The organism is Citrobacter amalonaticus, assembly GCF_018323885.1.
Classification (GTDB): Bacteria; Pseudomonadota; Gammaproteobacteria; order Enterobacterales; family Enterobacteriaceae; genus Citrobacter_A; species Citrobacter_A amalonaticus.
Genome location: NZ_AP024585.1, coordinates 1,364,495 through 1,385,765, shown reverse-complemented (window position 1 = coordinate 1,385,765; position 21,271 = coordinate 1,364,495). Strand labels below are relative to the sequence as shown.

Below are 21,271 nucleotides of genomic sequence, written 5' to 3'. Positions count from 1 at the left end.
ATTATTCCGCCCTGCGGAAGGGACTCCTGTTTTCGAAATTTGACAACCCAGGCCAACTCATCGTGAGCCACCCCTAACCACAAACGCAACGTGTCAACCAACTAAAAACAGAAATGCAGACGAGGTTATTATGAATAAGGTTTACAACATCATATGGAATGCGACACTCGGGCTTTGGGTTGTCGCCTCCGAATTATCAAAAGGGAAGAAAAAAAGCAGCTCGCGTAAAACAGGACTGCGTGTTGTTTCCGGTTTATTTGCTGGCGTTTCTTTCACAGCCGCCGCCATACCGATCGTGACCGATGGCACACGCGATATCACCGTGGATTACTCGAATGTCATCTCCGCCGGCGTCCATCAGGACGTATTCAACTACGGTTTTTTATATGAAAACAAAAACAACGCCAGTGAACTGAATATCACCGGCGCGATCCCCAACATCGCCTACGGACAGACCGGCATTGTGGAATCGTCTACCATCCGGGATCTGTTGGAAAGCGGCAAAATTATTATTACCGCTACCAACCTCGACCACGAACCAAAACCTATCACCACCATTGAAGAACTGGCGGAATACCTGAGTCATACGCAGTCGTCTACGCCGCAGCAAAGCGTGGAATTTCAGGTGATTGACCCGGCCGATCCCGAAACAACCTCCACACTGAAGGTGTTTGATACCACAAGCCTGGCAAACTTTATTAGCGTTTCGCAGATTGGCGATGCAGTGCTTAACACGTTTGATGCCAATGTGTCGCAAATCTATAAGCAGTTTGGCTTTGCCCTTGCCAAAGATGGCGCAACCGCCAATCTCAATATTGGCGATAATTCACTGAACGTAAGAGAAAATGCTATCCGTCTGCTGGCAAAAGACTCTTCTCTGCTCAAAGCGCAAGAACCGAACAGCAAGGTCAACTGGCAATCCGATAACTATATCCAGTTTGGTGCTGCGCCAGTCGTTCCGAGCAAAATCTTTGCGGGTTCGAAACAGACCACCGTATTTGGCAAAGACATTACCTTAATGACCTACGGCTACGACGAAGAGGGGAATGTCGTTGAAACGGGTAACCGCACCTTTTCCATCAAAAACACGGCGGATCTGGCGAATTTCAACAACTGGCTGATTGGCGCCGGCAGTGAGAGCGCCAAAACACCCGACGGGCAAGATATCAGCCAGATCCAGCTATGGCTGGATTCTGGCGCTATCAGTAAAGTTTCTGACGCACAGACCTACTACGCGAGCCTGATCAACCAACTGCTGACCTCCAGCACCAATGCCGACCTGCTGACCTGGGATTACGATGTCTGGACTGACGGACAGGCGCACACCAATAACACCACAGCGGCCACTGGGGAACTGCATGCCATCTATGCTAACGGACAAGGCACCACCGGTACATTGGTTGCGGGCGCGACTCTGGCTGTCGATGGCAGTATCAATGGGGCAATGAAGGCCGATGGCGGTGGTTCTGTCGTCAATGAAGGCGCCCTGAACGTGCTGCGAACGTCTACCGGACAGGGGCTGGCGATTGGCATGTTGGCCAGTGATGCCAGCGCCATTAACCACGGCACGATCAACTCCGGTTTGTTTATCGATAAGGATGGGAATCGGAAGGTCAACAGTTACGGTGCCTACGGTATGCAGGGGCTGGGAAACAGCACCGTCGTGAACGAAGGGACCATTAACCAGGCCATCACGACCAACAACTACGGTACGGCGGCGGCGGCCGATCCGTGGTCAACGGATAAACCGGACAGTTCTCTGACGCTCGCTATCGGTATGCAGTTGTCCGATCAAACCAGCGGGATCAACAGGGGTGAGATTAACGTCGTGGACGGACGCAGTAACGACGACTCATTTGGTAAGGGAACGGCTTACGGCGTTGAAGTGTCCGGTGAGGCCACCTTCACAAACACCCTTGATGCCGCCATCTATCTTGGGCGTAACGCTAACGATCTCACACAGGATGTCGATATGGCAGGTGGTGCCAGCCCCAGCGCCGGGATCCTGACCCGAAGTTCAGGCGATGTCACCAATGACGGGGCAATCACCCTTGGAACAGGCGTACGTAACGCGGCGGGGATCCTGGTCGGTAACGCCACCGGGAATGTGACCAACACCGGTAAAATCACCCTCAACGGCGACTCGTCATCCGGCACCAGCCATAACTTCGGTATTTCCGTGCGCGACAGCGGCAGCGAAAACGGCCAGCAGATCCGTAACGACGGTGAGATTAACGTCAACGGCCACAACAACATCGGGATCCATCTGACCGCCAGTTCGAAGAACGCGCATGTGACATCCAGCAATACAGGGGCAATCACGGTCGCGGGCGACGGTGGCACGTCGAACCGTAACTATGCAATCTGGGCAGAAGGGAGTAACACTGCTCAGGCCACCGTTGACGTGTCTTCTTCGATCACACTCAAAGAAGTCGGCAATATTGGCGTTCATGTCCGCGATAATGCGGTGGCTAACGTTAACAGTACCAGCAGTCCGCTATTCAAAAATAGCGATCAAATTGGCTACTATCTGTACGGCAAAGGTGCGACCGCCAATATCGGCGAAGCCGTGATGAACGATAACGGTCAGGCGCGCACCACGTTGTTCCGCATTGCTAATGGCGCAAACTTTGCCGGCAATACGTTCGACCCGCTGACGCTCCAGCCATCTAAACTCGAGATGACCCTAACGGGCGAAAAATCGATTGGCGTCTTTGCGACCGGTAAAGGCAGCACCGTGGATACGGGTGAAGCGACATTTACGGTAAGCGGCGACGGCGCGGCGGCGCTGCTGCTCGAAGGGGGTGCAGAAGGCACCATCAGCGATAAGACCCTTATTGAACTGACCGGCTCAAATACCACAGCCGGGATTGTCGATGGTCAGGCGCACCAGTTGAACGGTAATAAACAGGGCACCCCTGTCGAAACCATTCTTAACTCCAGCGCCATTATTAAATCCCTGGATACCGGGCTGAACGTCATCGCCTATGTGGCGAAGAATCTTGGCAACATTGTTCTGCAACAGGACGCGATTATCGAGCTCGCCAGTAAAGACAGTATCGGTGTCGACGTGCAGGAAGGAGGACGGTTAACCAACAACGCATCCCAGGCATTGCATGTCAGCAATGGGATTGGCGTTCGCGCCTCTGGCAAAGATGCGCAGATCAAAAAGCTGGGCGCCATTGTGGTCGATGACGGTACCGCAGGCGTGCTGCTGACCAATGGCGCAACGCTGAATATCACGACGGGAACCGGTGGGGTAGCCGATACCATTACGACCAACGGCACGGCGGATGGAATTCGCCTTGCCGCCGGTGCGGGGTCGCTGACCGCCAAAGGCGTCACTATTAGCGCATTGGGCAGCGGCGCAGGGATTCAAAACCATGCCGAAAGTTCGGATATCACGCTGAACAACGTCATGATTAACGCCAACGACGGTCCGGGGATCCGCACCAGCGTGGCGCTGAATGTGAAAAACGGCGCCAATAATCTACTCAACGTCACCGGTGCGGGTTCAGGCTTTGCCTTCATGAAAGAGAACGGCGACAACGCGACCGGCGATTTGGTTATCGGCACGGGTTACACCGTGCTGGTACACAACAATACCGGAAACGCCACGGGGAACGGGATTGATGCCCGCACTAACGGCAAACTGACCACCCGCGCCGATATTACCATTCAGGACGCGACGGGCGGCTCAGCGATCCTGGCAAAAGACGTTTCCGCCATCACCAACAGTGGCAAAGTCACCTCCAACAGCGTGAACGGCCCGGTGGTGGATGCCAGCGGTGACAGCAGCAAGACCATCACCAACACCGGGACGATCCTCGCCGCCACCGACAGGGATGTCGCGATTCAGTCTGGTAAAGGCAATGACACTATCAACATCAGCGGCGGCAATACGCGGGGCGTCATCAATACTGGCGCCGGTAGCGATCGTTTTATCTGGAACAGCGGAACGTTCGCCGGGGAGGTGAACTTCGCCGGGACAACCAACAACAAAGCCAACATCGGCAACGTATCGCTGGCGAACACGCGTCACATCACCACGCTCGCCGGTACGGGTAATGCCCTCACCTTCACAAACACACGGGGTAATATCGGTACGCTGCTGGCGGATGATCTCAGTCTGGGAACCCACATCGGCAGCGGCTGGAATACCTTAACGCTGACGGGCGCACAGGCAGATATGCGCATTGTGGATAGCCTGACGCTGGCTGACGGCACCCTGGCTGTTAACGATGGCGCGACGCTGCGCACAGGCAACCATCGCGATGCCAGTAATACCGGCGCGACCATTGGCAACTACAGCATTACCACCAGCGGTATAGCCAGCAACATCATCTTTGATACGCAGGGCAATGACGCTGACAGCCAGATTTATCAGGGCACCATCAGCGGTAGCGGCAACTTTGTCCGCGCAACGGGCGGCACGACGGTGTTCACCACTGACAATAGCTACAGCGGTTCTACGACGATCAAACAGGGCGGGATTTTACATCTTGGTCAGGGCGGTACAACGGGCGGTATCAACCCGGTTTCGCAGATCATTGATGACGGTATTCTGACCGTGAATCGCAGCAATAACGTCCTGCTTAACGGGGTGATTTCCGGTATCGGCGCGCTGGAGCAAATCGGTAAAGGTATTACCCGTTTAACCGGCGCCAACAGTTATAAAGGAGTGACTACCGTCGACAACGGCACACTGCTGGTCAATGGCGATCAGTCTGCCGCGACGGGCATGACAACCGTGAACGGCATCGCGACCCTGGGCGGCACCGGCACCCTCGGCGGTGACGTCGTGATGAATGACGCCACCACTCTTAGCGCAGGCGACGGCGGCGCGGGGACGCTGAAGATCAACGGAAGTCTGCAACTGGGCAGCAAAACCACCTCCGCGTTTGAACTGGGAGAAGCCTTCGTGCCCGGTGGCGCACAAAACGATCTGGTCGATGTCACCGGCAATCTACTGCTCGATGGCACGCTGAACGTCAGCCAAAGCACAGGCGGCACGTTTGGCCCAGGCGTCTACCGTCTCTATAACTACGGCGGCACCCTCGACAACCAGACACTGGCGTTAGGTGACGTTCCGGCGGGTCAGGATAAGCGTAATATTTTCGTTCAGACGGTACTGGATAAGCAGGTCAACCTGGTTAACGCCAACGGCGTCACACTCCAGTTCTGGGACGGCGCGCAGTTTGACGCGGACGGCTATGTCATCAAAGGCGATGCGCTGAACGCGTGGGAGACCACCGCGGGCAGCAATGAGCTGATGCTACGCGTCGGTGCTGGTGGCGCAGGCGAAAACTTCACCGCAACGATCGAATCGACGATCCGCGAAGGTGACAGTACGGATAGCCTGACGCTGGTCAAGACTGACCAGGGGCGTCTGATCCTGAGCGGTGATAATACCTATCATGGCGGCACGCGCATTGACGGCGGTACGCTGCAAATATCGGCGGATAACAACCTGGGCCAGTCCGGAACCGGCGTCACTATCAACAACGGCTCAACGTTCCAGCTGGGCGCGGATTTCACCACTCAGCGCACCCTCACCCTGGGGACGTCTGGCGCGGATGCGGTGTTCGATCTGAATTCGCACCACTTCTCCCCGGTCGGCGATATCACGGGCGCGGGTAACCTGAAAGTCACCAGCAGTACCCATGATGCGGCCAGCACGCTGTCGCTCGATCGGGCAAACCGCTATCAGGGTACGACGCTGATTGAAGGTACCGGACAAGCTCACAACGTTACGGTCAATGCCAGCCAGACGGGAACATTTGGTAGCAATGCCAGCAGCACGGTGAACGTAACGAAAGGCGCGGCGCTGAACGTCAGCGGCGCGGCAACCAGTCTGCAATCCCTGACGCTGAATATTGCCGACAGCCTGTTAACGCTAAAAGACACGGTCACTGCTGCTAGTGCAACGCTGAATCTGAGCGGCACCGCAAAGGCGCTGATTGCAGGCAATGCAACAGCCGGACAATCCACGATTAACGTTTCAGAAACGAGCACACTGGCGCTGGAAGAGGATGCCAGCGGCGGTAGCGCAACGGTGACTAACAGCGGGCTGATGTCTTTTGCCGATCGCGCACTGGCGGATATGACGATGGTGAAAAACCTCTCCGGCGGTAGAGTGGATATCAGCCATGTCGACAGCGCGACATCCGTCGGTTCGCTGTCCGGCGCGGGTAACGTTGAGCTGGGCGATAAAACCCTCTCCCTCGGTAATCTGGGTCTCAACGACACCATCAGCGGCATCATCAGCGGTGACAGCGGCAATCTGGTGAAAATCGGCGACGGCATACTGACCTTAACCGGTGACAACACCTGGACCGGCACCACATCGGTCGATGAGGGCGTACTGCTGGTCAACGGCAATCAGGCGGCGGCGACCGGTGACGTAACGGTCAAGGCAGGCGCGACGCTGGGCGGCAACGGCATTATTGGCGGCGCGGTAAATGTTGCGGATAACGGCCATATTACCGCCGGTTCCACACTGAACAGCGTCGGCAAACTGACCACCGGCGCTCTGACGCTGAATGACCTGTCGCAACTGGATTATCAGTTTGGCCAGGCATATACCCCGGGCGGTGCCTTCAACGACCTGATTAACGTCAACGGCGATCTGGTACTCGACGGCAAGCTCAACATTGAAACCTCACCCGGCGGCAGCTTTGATGTTGGCGTCTATCGCGTCATTAACTACTCCGGCACGCTGACCAACAACGTGATGGACATTGCCAACGCCCCAACGGCGGCAGACAGTCTGTACGTGCAGACATCGGTTAACAATCAGGTCAATCTGGTGAACCACGGCGGTCTGACCCTGCGCTTCTGGGACGGCACCGGCGGTGAAAATGGCGAACTGAAAAACAACGGCGTGATCAACGGCGGCGATGGTATCTGGCAATCCAGCCACGGCAACGATAACTGGACCACCGATGAATCCACGCCAGAAGGCGCGCTGAACGCCCCGTTCACCGATGCCGCGTTCGCCGTTTTCCAGGGGGTGGCAGGCAATGTCACCGTGGATAACAGTCTGGGCGATGTGATCATCAGCGGCGCGCAGTTTGCCACCGATGGCTACCGCGTAGCGGGCGATGCCATCACCACCAACACCGCCAATACGCTGATTCGCGTCGGCGACGGCACCATCGATGGCGCAGGGTATATCGCCACCATCGACAGTGAGATCCGCGGCTCCGGTGGCGTCAATAAGAGCGACCTCGGCACGCTGATCCTGACCGGCGAGAACAGCTACAGCGGCGGTACAACGATTACGGCAGGGACACTACAGGTTTCCGGCGATAAAAACCTCGGAGCAGCCAATACCGGGATCACCTTTAACGGCGGCACGCTGAAGTATGGCGATGCGTTTAATACCGCCCGCCAGGTGACGCTGGAATCCGGCGGCGGGACCTTCGACACCAACGGCTTCAACGTCGAACTATTGACCGACGTTGAAGGCAGCGGACAGTTAACGAAAACCGGTCAGGGTACGCTCATGCTCACGCTCGACACCTCCTACACTGGCGGCACCCACGTCGTGCAGGGCACGTTGCAGTTGGGTAATGGCGGTGAGATCGGCAGCGTACAGGGCGATATCATCGCTGACGGCATACTGGATGTGAAACGCTGCAACAGCTACACCCTGAGCGGCAATATCAGCGGCGAAGGACAGCTCCACCACACCGGTAGCGGCATCACCACGCTGGAAGGCGCGAACAGCTACAAAGGCGCAACGCTTGTCGCCAACGGGGTTCTGCAGGCCGGTGGCGCCAATACGTTGAGCGCAGCGTCCCATCACATTGTGGCGAGCGAAACCACGCTGAAAACGCAAGGTTACGACCAGACGATCGCCGGATTAACCAACGGCGGCAATGTGTCGCTGACGGGGGCGGCGATCGGTTCCGCGTTGACGGTGAAAGGCGATTACAGCGGCAAAAACGGGACGCTTGAATTAGCCGCAGCGCAGAACAGCGGCGGTCAGGGCATTGCGGACCGGCTGGTGATCGATGGCGGTAAGGTCAGCGGTAACACGCTGCTGAAAGTAGACGGTTCAGGGCTGGGTGCGCCGACGGTGGGAGACGGGATCGAAGTGGTGACGGCGAAAAACGGCGCCACCACCACGGCACAATCCACGCGTGACGGCTTCTATCTGGCGAATAACCGGATGTCTGCCGGGGCGTTTGAATACCAGTTGTATGCCGGCAACGCGAAAGGCCTGGGCGAAAACTGGTACCTGCGCAGTGAATACCGCCCGGAAACCATGCTCTACTCCGGTCTCGCCAGCGTAGTGCGTCAGGGCGACCTGAGCCTGTTAGGCAATATGCACCAGCGAATGGGGGACGACGTACGACCGGGTCTCGATGAAGACCACCGTGCATGGGCGAGAATGATTGGCTACTCCGCTAAAACCAAACTGGACGACATCACCGGCACACAGACCACCAGCCACACGATGGGGATTCAGGCAGGGGTTGACCTTTACGCGGATACCAGCTGGAAAGCCGGTGTATACACCAGCATTCTGGATATCGACAGCAGCGTCAAAGGCAGCCATGCGGGTAGCGCGGGTAAAGGCGGTAACATCGATGACAACGCGTTTTACCTGGGCGGTTATGCTACCTGGTTCTCCACCGATGGCATGTATGTGGATAACGTCCTGCAATACGGTAACCATGACGCTCGCCTGTCGGCATCCGGAAACAAGGGTTCCCATACCGTGAAAGGCCATACGCTGACCGCCTCGACGGAGATCGGCAAAGCGTTCCGCTTAGGAGCAAGCGCATGGAGTCTGGAACCCCAGGCACAGCTGATCTATCAGTACAGCGATTTTGATGACAGCACGCTGGGCGGCGCGACGAAGACGAAGGTCAGACTCGATACTGCCGATGCCTTTACCGCCCGTGTTGGGCTGCGACTGAAAGCTGACTATGACACCCGTCACGGTAAGATTCAGCCATATGGACGCGTCAACCTGTGGCAGGGACTGGGGTCAAAAGACAAAACCCACTTCAGCAATGCGGTTGCCACCACAACGCTGGAATCCTCGCAGCAGTACTCCAGTACCGAAGTGGCCGCAGGTCTGAGCTGGAGCATCGACCGCGATCTGCAGGTGTACGGCGAACTGGGAACGCAGTTCAACAACGGCGGGCATAAATCGCAGGTGGAAGCGCCAGTGAATGCCTCCATTGGCTTTAAAAAGTCATTCTGACAACCGCTGAGGGGATCAGGCCGGGTGAAGGCAATGCCTCACCTGGCCTACGTTGTTCAGGACAGCTGTAGGCCTGATAAGCGAAGCGCCATCAGGCTGATGACAAACTCAGGATAAAAAAGAGAACGGATGGTTGAATCTGACAATCAGTTTATTCAGTTCAGTCGAATGGGCCAGACCCAGCTTCGTGATGATTCGCATTTTATGCGTCTGTATCGTTTTATAGCTCACACTGATCAGATCCGAGATTTCATTTGGTGAATATCCGCTCACCAGCAAACTGAGGATTTGCTGTTCACGATCGCTCAGCCGTTTTTGTGAACGGAATAAGCGGGGATTCCAGCACTCCCCCGTCAGGGTCGTCAGTCGGCCAAAATCACGCAGCGGTGATTTATCGGTCAGCACAATCACTTTTTCGACATACAGTAACTCAATGCACAATTTCGCCAGACGGTCATCGGCAATCACCACCACGGCATTATCGTAAACTTTAAAGCGATTCTTATTTAAATAGCTGACAAAATCAGCGTAGGACTGTTCGTGGCTGATGATATTAAAAATCATCATCCGATGGCGATAGCGTGCAGAGTAATCTACCATCACCTGCCAGGGGACATCCGTCACCTCAGCATTTTTACTTTTTAAATACGTTGAGACACTGCTACCGACAAAATCTTCATTTCCACACATCAACATAAAGTTCACCTTCCTTTATAAACTTTTTAATTTATTACTCATCAAAAAATGAATAATGACCTTTTCGACATCCAACGCGTCGCGTGGATGTTTGAATTCGAACTTGCAGGAGATCTGCTGACAGGAATAAAGCTGATTGTTTTCATCAAATTCGTTGATAGCAACAACGTTGACGACCCGGAGATCGCAATGCAAACGACCAAACTGTTCAAAATCCAGAGATGCCCCTTTAATCAGCGCATTTTTATAAAGAAAGCGGGTGTTTATTTTCTGTGAGATCAGCGCGCAACCGCCGCGAGAGATATTCTTAATCTGCAGCAAGTAATTCTCACCATTTTTATAGCGTCCAGAACAGTAGAAATGATACCCCTTTAAAAAGGAGAAACGCTGATGCTGGCGGCGCTGAACCAATAAGATCACTTCAGGTATGCGATACGCCAGTCCGCACTCCAGTTTATCGGTCAGCGACTGACTGAACCGGGCATTGAACCGGATAATGCCGCTGTCGCTGTGCAAGATAAAAGACTGGATAGAAGAGTGTGGGATGTCGCTGTTGTTGGTAATCACGAAGTAGTCGAAGTCAACCTTTTCTAATTGAGTGACCACGCTGGCGTCTTTAAATTTCAGTTCTACCTTCGTTTTTCTGAGAAGCTCTTCGCGAATAATGGCCACGATCTCAAATTTATTGTCCTTTGCCATCCCAAATCCCATAGTAAAATCCTTATTTTATATTTCAGATACTTCTCATTCGTGTTTAATGATAAAAGGCTAAAACTGGCTCCCGCAGATGGTTTTTTGATTACCATAAGGGATTACCTTTCAGATATTTCGCATGATATTAAGTTTTTGACTATTTTTACTGATTAATTGATATGTAAAAACATTCAGTGAAGTGTAAAAGTGGCCCGCATTATGCGTAAAAGAGAATGAACTTAACGAAAACTTGATAACAAAAATGAATAAAATGCGATTAACTGCACGATTCTGAAATATAAAACTGATGTTTACACTATTTGCAACACAAGGATGCGGGCTGTGCTTTTTATGCACAACCCGCTGAGAGGTAACAGCAAAATTAAATATCAGAGGGAACGAATAGCAATAACGGGAGATTCATAAAGGGATAACGCTTATCATCAGAAAAAGCATTTTACAGTATTGCAGAATATGTCAGAAAGAATGAAAAATCACCGTTAAAATGATTTTTCCGGCCCGCTTCATTTCAGCAGGCCGGATGATGAAGATGTTAACGGGATATTTTACGGTGACGATGTATCCACATCAACTTATAAGCCGCAGGGATAATAAACAGTGACAGTAGCGGCGCCGTAATCATACCGCCGATCATGGGCGCAGCAATCTGACTCATCACTTCCGAACCGGCTCCTGTCCCCCACAAAATCGGCAGAAGACCGGCAATGATCACCGCTACGGTCATCGCTTTGGGTCGTACCCGTAGCACCGCTCCGTGATACAACGCGTCATCCAGTTTCTCTGTGCTGAACGTCTGTGAGTTGTCCAGTGAAGGATCGGCCTCAATGGCATGGCGCAGGTACATCAGCATGACCACGCCAAATTCCGCAGCAACCCCCGCCAGAGCGATAAACCCGGTTCCCGTCGCCACCGACAGATGAAATCCCATCCAGTACAGGAACCAAATCCCGCCCACCAGCGCAAACGGCACGCTGGTGATGATCAGCAGCGCTTCTCCGACCCGGCGGAACGCCAGATACAACAGGACGAAGATGATCATCAGCGTCATGGGCACCATCAGCTTCAGCTTATGGTTCGCCCGCTCCAGCAATTCAAACTGACCAGAAAACGCGACGCTGGTACCGGGCTTCAACTGAACGTTATCGGCAATCGCCTGTTTCAGATCGTTAACCACAGAGACCATATCCCTGTCGCGCGCATCAATGTAGATCCAACTGGTGGGCCGTGCGTTCTCCGTTTTTAGCATCGAGGGCCCCGGCGTGATGTTGATTGTGGCGACATCCCCCAGCGTAATTTGTTGCTTCATCGGCGTCAGGATTGGTAACTGGCGCAGCGCCTGCGGGCTGTCCCGGAAGCTCTGCGGATAACGCAGATTGATCGGATAACGGGCAATCCCCTCAACGGTCTCCCCAACCATCGCCCCACCGACGGCAGAGGTAATAAACAACTGCACGTCCCCCACCGTCATGCCGTAGCGGGCAGCTTTCTCACGGTTGATATCGATGTTGAGATAGCGACCACCTTGCAGACGCTCAGCGAGCGCAGATGTTACGCCAGGGACGGTGCGGGCAACCTCTTCAATCTGCTCGGCCATCGCGTCGATATCGGCCAGTACGTTACCAGAGACTTTAATCCCAATCGGACTCTTAATCCCGGTAGAGAGCATATCAATACGGTTACGAATCGGCGGCACCCACAGGTTTGCCAGCCCTGGCAGACGAACGGTGTTGTCCAGTTCCTCGATGATTTTTTCCATCGTCATTCCCGGACGCCACTGATCCTGCGGTTTGAGCTGAATCGTGGTTTCCACCATCTCCAGCGGTGCCGAATCCGTGGCGGTTTCCGCTTTCCCGGTTTTGCCAAAGACCCTGGCGACTTCCGGTACGGTCATGATCAGCTTATCGGTTTTCTGTAACATGCTTGCCGCTTCTGCCGCCGAAATCCCCGGCAGCGTGGACGGCATGTACAACAGATCGCCTTCGTTAATCTGCGGTAAGAACTCGCCCCCCACTTTACTCAGCGGCCAGGCCACCGTCAGGATCGAGAGCCCCGCCACCAGCAGCGTGACTTTCGGCCAGTGCAATACTTTCAGCAGTAGCGGATGGTAAATACGGATCAAAAAGCGGTTAAGCGGGTTGCTGCTTTCCGCCGGAATTTTCCCGCGGATCCACAACCCCATCAGGATCGGGATCACCACGATCGCCAGAAACGCCGCCCCCGCCATCGCATACGTTTTGGTGAACGCCAGCGGCCCGAACAGGCGTCCTTCCTGCCCTTCCAGGGTAAAGATGGGAATAAAAGAGAGCGTGATGATCAGCAAACTGATGAACAGCGCCGGACCAACCTCTACAGAGGCATTGGTGATCACCGTCCAGCGCGTTTCGTTATCCGGCACTTCACCCGGATGCTGGTGTCCCCACTCTTCCAGCCGTTTATGCGCATTTTCGATCATCACAATGGCGGCATCCACCATCGCCCCCACGGCGATAGCGATCCCGCCAAGCGACATAATGTTGGCGTTCAGCCCCTGAAAATGCATCACGATAAAGGCGATACACAATCCCAGCGGCAGCGAGATGATCGCCACCAGCGCGGAACGCACGTGCCAGAGAAACAGTGCGCAGACCAGCGCCACGACGATAAACTCTTCCAGTAGCTTATAGCTGAGGTTATCGATGGCGCGGTCAATCAACTGACTGCGATCGTAGGTGGTCACCACTTCCACGCCTTCCGGCAGACTACTTTTCAGCGTCTCGAGTTTATTTTTAACCGCCGAGATAACCTCACGCGCGTTTTTACCGGAGCGCAAGATAACCACCCCGCCGGCCACTTCTCCCTCGCCGTTAAGTTCGGCAATCCCCCGGCGCATTTCCGGGCCTGCCTGCACTCTCGCCACATCCCGCAGGTACACGGGTACCCCGTTTTCCCCTGACTTCAGAACGATATGATTGAAGTCATCCAGCGTTTGCAGATACCCGCTGGCGCGGACCATGTATTCTGCTTCCGACAGTTCCACCGATGAGCCCCCCGCCTCCTGGTTAGAGGCATCCAGCGCACCTTTCACCTCCGACAGGTTGATGCCGTACTGAGCGAGTTTCATTGGGTCGATCACCACCTGATACTCTTTCACCACGCCGCCCACGGAGGCCACTTCCGACACATTCGGGATAGTTTTTAACTCATATTTCAGAAACCAGTCCTGCAACGAACGCAGTTCCGCCAGGTCGTGCTTACCGCTGCGATCGACCAACGCATACTCGAAGATCCAGCCCACGCCGGTGGCGTCTGGCCCCATTTCCGCGCTGACGCCCGCCGGGAGCTTACCCTGTACCTGGTTGAGATATTCCAGCACGCGAGAACGCGCCCAGTACGGATCGGTGCCATCTTCAAAAATGACATAGACATACGAGTCGCCAAACTGCGAGAAACCGCGCACAGTTTTTGCGCCGGGTACGGACAGCATGGTGGTGGTCAGCGGATAGGTCACCTGATTCTCGACAATCTGCGGCGCCTGCCCCGGGTAGCTGGTTTTGACGATCACCTGCACGTCGGACAGGTCGGGCAGCGCATCCACCGGCGTGTTAACGATGGTCCAGGTCCCCCAGACGCTGAGAAAGAGCGCGCCAATGATCACCAGAAAACGGTTGGCGACCGAGCGGCGAATAATCCATTCAATCATCTGCGTTCTCCTCAGTGCGCATGGGCCGCAGGATCGGGCATCGCCGACGGTTGCTGCGTGCGCATCCGGTCTAACGCCCCCGAGATGTTGGCTTCTGAATCAATCAGGAACAGGCCGCTGGCAACCACCTTCTCGCCTTCAGCCAGCCCGGAACGGATCGCCGTTACCCCCTGCGAGGCCTGGAAGACAGAAACGGGTTTAGGGACAAAACGCCCTTCACCGTCCACCGTGATCACCCGCTGCTCGCTGCCGGTATCGATCAGCGCTTTAGACGGGATCAGCAACATCGGCTCACTTTCCGTTTTCAGATTAAGATAAGCGTTCATCCCCGGTTTCAGCGCTTCGTCGGGGTTATCGACTTCCAGGCGCAGTTGCAGCGTTCGGGTGGTGGCGTCGGCGCTGGGCAACAGCGTCCACTTGCGCACGGTGAAGGACTTGTCCGGACGCGCCGGAACGGTCAGCGAAAACGGCGACGCGTCTTTAATCAGCCACGCGATGGATTCAGGCACCGCAGCGGTTACCCACACTGGATCCATCCCCTGAATTTTCGCGACCACGTTATCTTTGGCGATGTTCATGCCAGCACGTAAATCAAAGGCGGTAATTACTCCGTCAATGGGTGCAGTAAGGATAAAGCGGGTCTGAATTTTGCGCGTTGCGGTCAAACGTCGAATATCCGTTTCCGGCATTCCGGCCAGGCGCAGCCGCTCCAGAATCCCCTCAACCTGGGTTGCCGTGCCGCCAGTTTCTTTCAGCAGCAGATATTCACTCTGCGCTTCCACCCAGTCAGGGATCGTGAGTTCAAGCAGCGGTGCGCCTTTTTTCACCTTATCACCCACGGTGAGCGGCCAGACTTTCTCGACAAATCCGGCGGCACGCGCCTGCATAATGACAAACTGATACTCGTTATAGCTGACGTTGGCCGGGAACGTCTGGGCAAAAGTGAGGGGTCCGCGACGCACAGCCTCAGTTTTCACACCGAGGTTTTGCGTTTGCGTCGGATCGATACGGACGCCCGGCGCAGTAGCGCTGGCAGACTCTTCATCGGCATATTTCGGCACCAGATCCATATCCATAAAGGGCGATTTGCCGGGTTTATCGAAGCGGGTATTCGGGTACATCGGGTCGTACCAGAACAGCACCTTGCGGGCTTCTTTTTCCGTGACTGGCGGTGTATTCGCCGACGGGTGCGCCGCGGCGAAATACGCGTAGCCGCCCACGGCGATAATGCCGCCCGCCATCATGCTGCCGATAATCAGCGCGATATTTTTCATGAGGTCATGCTCAACGTTAAAATAAGAGAGAATTACTGGCTTTTAATATCCTGCAATAAAGAGAGATTGCCCTGCTGGATAAATGTAAACGCCACGTTGTCACCGGGTTTAATATCGTTGAGCTGCGTTTGCGGTGTGATGGTAAAACGCATGGTCATTGCCGGCCAGTTCAGCGCGGGGATCGGCCCATGTTCAATGGTGACTTTTTTGCTTTGCGTATCAACGCTTTTTACTACGCCAGTGGCGCTGATCGCCGGGCTTTGTTCGGCGGCAGGCATGGCGCTCATCATATCGCCGTGATGGTGTTCATTGGCCTGAGCGTTAATTGCCAGCGTAGAGAAAATGGCGAATACCACCGCTTTACATACTGTGTTCATGTCAATCTCCTGTGATGTGTTTCGGTTTATTCCAGCCAACCACCGCCAAGCGCGGTATAGAGCGTAATTTCGTTAACCTGTCGGGCGTAATTAAGGTCAAGCAGGGTTTGTTGCGTCGCAAATAGCGAACGTTCAGCGTCCAGTACGTTGATATAGCTCACCGCTCCATTGCGATAGAGCGCTCTCGCACGCTGAAGCGTGATTTGTAGCGAAGTCAGGTATCGCTGCTGACCGCGAATCTGATCGGTAAGGCTCTGGCGTAGCGCCAGCGCGTCGGCAACCTCTTTGAACGCGTTCTGGATCTTCTGCTCATAATTGACCACCGACTGCTGCTGGCGGATCTCAGCCAGATCGAGGTTGGCCTGATTACGTCCGGCATTGAAGATCGGTAGCTCCACTTTCGGAATGAAATTCCACATCCCGCTTGCCGTCGAAAACAGGCTCGAGAGATCGCTGCTGCTGCCGGAGATCCCGCTGGTCAGCGTGATGGAGGGGAAAAACGCCGCCCGTGCCGCGCCGATATTGGCGTTTGCCGCCATCAGCGCATGTTCGGCTTCCATGATGTCCGGACGCTGCAACAGGATTTGCGATGACAGCGATGGCGGTAACGTCACGCCGTTGATATCGCCGACATTCTGTCGCGCATCGTCCGGCAGCTTAGCGTAGCTCCCCAGTAACAGCTGCAACGCGTTATTCGCCTGCGCCAGTTCCCCCTGACGTTTCGCAATATCACTGCGGGTACTTTCAATCACGCCACGCGCCTGTTCCAGCGCCAGCACGTTAGTACTGCCGGTAACCAGTTGTTTTTCCACCAGCGCATATGCACGCTCATAATTGCTCAGCGTTTCTTGTGCCACCTGAAGTTGCGCGAAGGCCAGACGCTGATTGAACCAGCTCTGTGCAACGTTGGACACCAACAGGATATGCACCGCCCGGCGCGCCTCTTCGCTGGCGAAAAAGTTCTGTCGATCGGCTTCGCTCATGTTTTTCAGCCGCCCAAAGAAATCCAGATCAACGCTCAGGTTCAGCCCGGCCTCATATTCACGCGTACTGCGGGTGTCGCCTTTCAGTTTCCCGCTCCAGTTTCCGCTGCTTTCCGCATTCAACTGCGGATAGCGATCGGCATCAGTCACCCGATATTGCGCCCTCGCCTCCTGTACTTTCAGCGTCGCCATACGTAAATCGCGATTGTTACGCAGCGCCTCGTCAATCAGCACTTTCACCTGCGGATCGACAAAAAACTGCCGCCAGCCGCTGTCCTGATAACCTGTCGGTGATGTCACCAGTTGGTTCTGACTGAGAGAAAACTGCTGCGGTACCGGAAGCGCCGGGCGCTGATAGTCCGGGGCGAGTGAACATCCTGCCAGCAGTAACGCCATTGAGAGCGTGAGACGCTTAAAATTACGCATAAGCCTGATTTTCATGTGGGTTGATATCAGCCACTTTACCTGGCGCTCTCTGTTCAACCCGTGACAGCAAAATGACAAAGCTGTCATTTTCCCAGAATGCGATTGCTATCCGATCTGGCTTCTCTAGAATTGAGAGGCCCCATGACCGTCGCGTGGCGAAGGAGAATGTGTTGAAAATTTTGATCGTCGAAGATGAGAACAAAACCGGTGAATACCTGACCAAAGGACTGACGGAAGCGGGCTTTGTTGTCGATCTTGCTGACAACGGTCTGAACGGCTATCACCTGGCGATGACCGGTGATTACGACCTGCTCGTTCTTGATATCATGCTGCCCGACGTCAACGGCTGGGATATCGTCCGGATGCTGCGTGCCGCGAATAAAGGCATGCCGATTCTGCTGCTTACCGCGTTGGGAACCATTGAACATCGGGTAAAAGGGCTGGAATTAGGGGCGGATGATTATCTGGTTAAGCCGTTTGCCTTTGCCGAACTGCTGGCGCGCGTCAGAACCCTGCTACGCCGGGGGGCGGCGGTAATCGTCGAAAGCCAGTTTCAGGTGGCCGATCTGATCGTTGACCTGGTGAGCCGCAAAGTGAGTCGTAGCGGTACCCGCATCACGCTCACCAGCAAAGAATTTACCCTGCTGGAGTTTTTCCTGCGCCACCAGGGAGAAGTATTACCCCGCTCGCTGATTGCCTCTCAGGTGTGGGACATGAATTTTGACAGCGATACCAACGCCATTGACGTGGCCGTGAAGCGCCTGCGCGGCAAAATTGATAACGACTTTGAGCCTAAGCTGATTCAGACCGTGCGTGGCGTGGGATATGTGCTTGAGGTGCCGGATGGTCAGTAAGCGGTTACCCCGCCCTTTTTCGCTGGCGACGCGCCTGACCTTTTTTATCAGCCTCGTGACCATTGCCTCCTTTTTTGCCTTTGCCTGGATCATGATTCAGTCGGTAAAAGTGCATTTTGCCGAACAGGACATCAACGACTTAAGCGAAATCAGCGCCACCCTCGAACGTATCCTTAGCCCCTCCGACGAGCCAGAATCCCGCCGTCTGGAGATCCTGAAAAACGTGGTAGCCGGTTACTCAAACGTCATTATTTCGCTGGAAGATGCCAACCAGCAGGCGCTCTTTCATTCCCCTCATATGCCGGATATCCGCCAGTTTCTTGCCCGCGCCACGGTGGATAAAACCGTTCCGGGCGGCAACGTCTATTTGATTAATGGTCCGTCGATGCAGATGGCTGGCCACGGCACCCATTCCAGCTGGCGCATGATCCGCCTGCCGGTCGGGCCGCTGATCGACGGAAAACCGGCCTATACCCTGTATCTGGCGCTGTCGATCGATTTTCACCTGCATTACATTAACGATTTGAAAAACAAGCTGATCATGACCGCCTCGATCATCAGCATGTTGATCATTTTTATCGTGCTGTTTGCCGTGTATAAAGGCCACGAACCGATCCGTAGCGTCAGCCGACAGATTCAGAACATCACCTCGAAAGATCTCGACGTCCGACTGGATCCCCGGTCGGTGCCTATTGAACTGGAACGGCTGGTGCTCTCGTTTAATCACATGATCGAGCGTATCGAAGACGTTTTTACCCGCCAGTCCAATTTTTCAGCTGATATTGCCCATGAGATCCGTACCCCTATCACCAACCTGGTGACGCAAACAGAAATTGTCCTCAGCCAGCCCCGTAGCCAGAAGGAGCTGGAAGAGGTGCTCTATTCCAACCTCGAAGAATTTAGCCATATGGCGAAAATGGTCAGCGATATGCTGTTTCTGGCGCAGGCCGATAACAACCAGCTGATCCCGGAGAAAAAAACGATCAATCTGGCGGATGAAGTCAGTAAAGTATTCGACTTTTTTGAGGCGCTGGCGGAAGAACGGGAAGTCGGGTTGCATTTTGAAGGGCGTCCATGCCTGGTATCCGGCGATTCAGATATGCTGCGCCGGGCGATCAGCAATCTCCTCTCCAACGCGATGCGCTACACGCCATTGGGCCAGAGCATTACCGTCCGGCTGACAGAGGCGGACGAACAGGTGCACATCATCATTGAAAACCCGGGAACACCTATCCCTGCCGAACATTTACCACGGTTGTTTGATCGCTTTTATCGCGTGGATCCATCCCGCCAGCGTAAAGGCGAAGGCAGCGGCATCGGACTGGCGATCGTGAAATCGATTGTGACCGCACACCACGGAAAAGTGTCGGTGACTTCGGATGTAAACGTGACCCGGTTTACGTTGAGTTTACCGAAAGAGTGGGTCTGAGATCCTACCGGATTCGAATACAGGCCATATAACCATTGTTATTACAGCATTTTTAGCAGTTCGAAAAACGCCGAAGCCCACAATCGTATTTCGCTAAAAACACCCGTGATTTCGAGCCCGGTTATGGTAACAATGAACTATCGCGCTACCAGTATCCCCGGATAATGCTTAGTGAAAATGTCATTCAGTTTTTCTACAAGTTCTGACCGCTTAAAGGTAATGTGCGCAGTCGTCATTCATTCGCGTTGCCCCCGCCAATGCTGTCGGTGAGTGCAAAAATATCACTGAGCTGATGAATAAGGATTTCTGTCAGGCTCAGCGCAGCATTACGTCCGGTGATGATGCGTTCAATGCTGGTGGAGCAAATCACGTCAGTGTAATCGGTTAACAGGGTCTATTCTGAGCTGATGGGATTAAGTGTGGTCACTAACTGTTCGGCGCGCCTCAGGCGCATTGCTGCGGATCTTGTCGGCGTTCCCTTCGATGTCGTCGTGACTTCCGAACAGGCTGATTTTTACAAGCCGCATCCTGAGCCGTATCGTCTGGCGTTGTGTAATACAGGCTTTGTTCCTGCCGAGGCTATATTTGTCGCAGGCTCTGCTTATGACATGCTTGGGACGCAAAAAGTGGGAGTGCCCACGTACTGGCATAACAGGGTTGGGCTGACAGCACCTGAAGGTGCGCCAGAACCTTTCACAGAGCGCGCCACGATCGACACGCTGTTGCAGGATATCGAATCCCTTGGCCGTTCTTAGGCTTCACCCTTTCTGGTTGCAATAGGGATTATCTCCCTCTCGCGCGGATCCGGACGTGTGCTGCTGGCCTGCAAAGAACGGGATCCGGTGAACCGCACCAGCTTTTTTGTCCGAGGTTTCTGACTTGATGATCCATCCATTTATCTAACGGGATGGAAATGTTCTGGGTTGCAGCGACACGAAACAATGAGAAACGCTTAAGACACAAAAAATGGGCATGGCATAAGGCTAATTTACTGATACCGTCCCCCTTTATCAGGTTATTGTTCAGAAAGAAAAATCTGAATTTTATAAAATTTACCCGGTCAGATTACGAATTACGGCTGCCACCCTCTCGTAACACTGTTTTTTTAACAAATTTTCATATCTAACGAAAAAACAAAAAAAGAATAATACAATCATAACGTTGTGTTTTTTACATGATATAAAAATGGAGATTATTAATTCATAACAACAACTTAGAAAAATATCATTATATACAATCACTTAAATTAAAATTACAAACCACGCCCATTACTTTTTAGCAAATTGTGCTCTCGGGTGACTACTTCCAGCCTCATCTAATGTTTGCAATATTCTTATTGTCAGATGCAAATATCTCAACCTCAAAAGAGCAAGTGAGTGATATTTCCTGAAAAGACGCCCCTCATTTAAAACGACCACCAGGAATATATATAACAGGTTTATCCAGTAGCATTAATATTACATTTCTAACATTTTAGCTCTTCTTGACTCTCTTTTAGTACAGTGCAAAACTGGAATTGGGGAATTGCAAAGGGACGTTTTTTAAACCATTATTACTTATTCGAGTAATGGTATCATAATCTGTCAGAGAAAATATCTGTCGTATATATTCTTATTGAT

General features: G+C 53.8%; 10 protein-coding genes and 1 pseudogene. 4 read left to right on the top strand and 7 right to left on the bottom strand.

Annotation, left to right across the window (positions count from 1 at the left end):
• Positions 1 to 130 precede the first annotated feature (130 nt).
• Positions 131 to 9,220, top strand: a complete 9,090-nt coding sequence (locus KI228_RS06445) for an autotransporter outer membrane beta-barrel domain-containing protein (protein ID WP_212807560.1) — start codon at positions 131 to 133, stop codon at positions 9,218 to 9,220.
• 108 nt (positions 9,221 to 9,328) lie between these two features.
• Here KI228_RS06445 and KI228_RS06440 read toward each other — a convergent pair whose 3' ends face one another.
• From KI228_RS06440 to KI228_RS06415, 6 genes are all read right to left on the bottom strand, one after another.
• Positions 9,329 to 9,916: a helix-turn-helix transcriptional regulator gene (locus KI228_RS06440; RefSeq protein WP_044269019.1), complete on the bottom strand. Its 588-nt coding sequence runs from the start codon at positions 9,914 to 9,916 to the stop codon at positions 9,329 to 9,331.
• A 15-nt stretch (positions 9,917 to 9,931) separates the two neighbouring features.
• Positions 9,932 to 10,627, bottom strand: a complete 696-nt coding sequence (locus tag KI228_RS06435; RefSeq protein ID WP_044256689.1) for a flagellar brake protein — start codon at positions 10,625 to 10,627, stop codon at positions 9,932 to 9,934.
• A gap of 535 nt (positions 10,628 to 11,162) precedes the next feature.
• Positions 11,163 to 14,309, bottom strand: coding sequence for a CusA/CzcA family heavy metal efflux RND transporter (locus tag KI228_RS06430; protein WP_212807555.1), 3,147 nt, complete (start codon positions 14,307 to 14,309; stop codon positions 11,163 to 11,165).
• Positions 14,310 to 14,320: 11 nt separating this feature from the next.
• Positions 14,321 to 15,583 carry an efflux RND transporter periplasmic adaptor subunit gene (locus KI228_RS06425; RefSeq protein WP_044269016.1) on the bottom strand — a complete coding sequence of 421 codons (1,263 nt, stop codon included), beginning with the start codon at positions 15,581 to 15,583 and terminating at the stop codon, positions 14,321 to 14,323.
• A gap of 32 nt (positions 15,584 to 15,615) precedes the next feature.
• Positions 15,616 to 15,960 carry a cation efflux system protein CusF gene (cusF, locus tag KI228_RS06420; protein ID WP_044256696.1) on the bottom strand — a complete coding sequence of 115 codons (345 nt, stop codon included), beginning with the start codon at positions 15,958 to 15,960 and terminating at the stop codon, positions 15,616 to 15,618.
• Positions 15,961 to 15,986: 26 nt separating this feature from the next.
• Positions 15,987 to 17,369, bottom strand: coding sequence for an efflux transporter outer membrane subunit (locus tag KI228_RS06415; RefSeq protein ID WP_044269041.1), 1,383 nt, complete (start codon positions 17,367 to 17,369; stop codon positions 15,987 to 15,989).
• A gap of 170 nt (positions 17,370 to 17,539) precedes the next feature.
• Here KI228_RS06415 and cusR point away from each other — a divergent pair, with 170 nt between their 5' ends.
• Positions 17,540 to 18,223, top strand: coding sequence for a copper response regulator transcription factor CusR (cusR, locus tag KI228_RS06410; protein WP_044269013.1), 684 nt, complete (start codon positions 17,540 to 17,542; stop codon positions 18,221 to 18,223).
• Entirely contained in the window at positions 18,213 to 19,652 is a 1,440-nt protein-coding gene (locus KI228_RS06405; RefSeq protein WP_141227470.1) for a Cu(+)/Ag(+) sensor histidine kinase, read from the top strand. Before cusR ends, KI228_RS06405 begins: the two co-directional genes overlap by 11 nt.
• Before the next feature lie 235 nt (positions 19,653 to 19,887).
• Here the strand turns inward: KI228_RS06405 and KI228_RS24575 are convergent.
• Positions 19,888 to 20,043: pseudogene (locus tag KI228_RS24575) on the bottom strand (DUF4942 domain-containing protein); the annotation flags it as partial.
• Positions 20,044 to 20,059: 16 nt separating this feature from the next.
• Between KI228_RS24575 and KI228_RS06400 the strand changes: the two are divergent.
• A complete protein-coding gene (locus KI228_RS06400) occupies positions 20,060 to 20,407 on the top strand; it encodes an HAD family hydrolase (RefSeq protein WP_224267574.1) in 348 nt (115 codons plus the stop codon).
• Positions 20,408 to 21,271: the final 864 nt, after the last annotated feature.

Bases quoted from the DNA above. Each gene is read 5' to 3' on its own strand.
- KI228_RS06445 (WP_212807560.1), top strand. From the start codon at position 131: ATGAATAAGGTTTACAACATCATATGGAATGCGACACTCGGGCTTTGG.
- KI228_RS06440 (WP_044269019.1), bottom strand. From the start codon at position 9,916: ATGTTGATGTGTGGAAATGAAGATTTTGTCGGTAGCAGTGTCTCAACG.
- KI228_RS06435 (WP_044256689.1), bottom strand. From the start codon at position 10,627: ATGGGATTTGGGATGGCAAAGGACAATAAATTTGAGATCGTGGCCATT.
- KI228_RS06430 (WP_212807555.1), bottom strand. From the start codon at position 14,309: ATGATTGAATGGATTATTCGCCGCTCGGTCGCCAACCGTTTTCTGGTG.
- KI228_RS06425 (WP_044269016.1), bottom strand. From the start codon at position 15,583: ATGAAAAATATCGCGCTGATTATCGGCAGCATGATGGCGGGCGGCATT.
- cusF (WP_044256696.1), bottom strand. From the start codon at position 15,960: ATGAACACAGTATGTAAAGCGGTGGTATTCGCCATTTTCTCTACGCTG.
- KI228_RS06415 (WP_044269041.1), bottom strand. From the start codon at position 17,369: ATGCGTAATTTTAAGCGTCTCACGCTCTCAATGGCGTTACTGCTGGCA.
- KI228_RS06405 (WP_141227470.1), top strand. From the start codon at position 18,213: ATGGTCAGTAAGCGGTTACCCCGCCCTTTTTCGCTGGCGACGCGCCTG.
- KI228_RS06400 (WP_224267574.1), top strand. From the start codon at position 20,060: ATGGGATTAAGTGTGGTCACTAACTGTTCGGCGCGCCTCAGGCGCATT.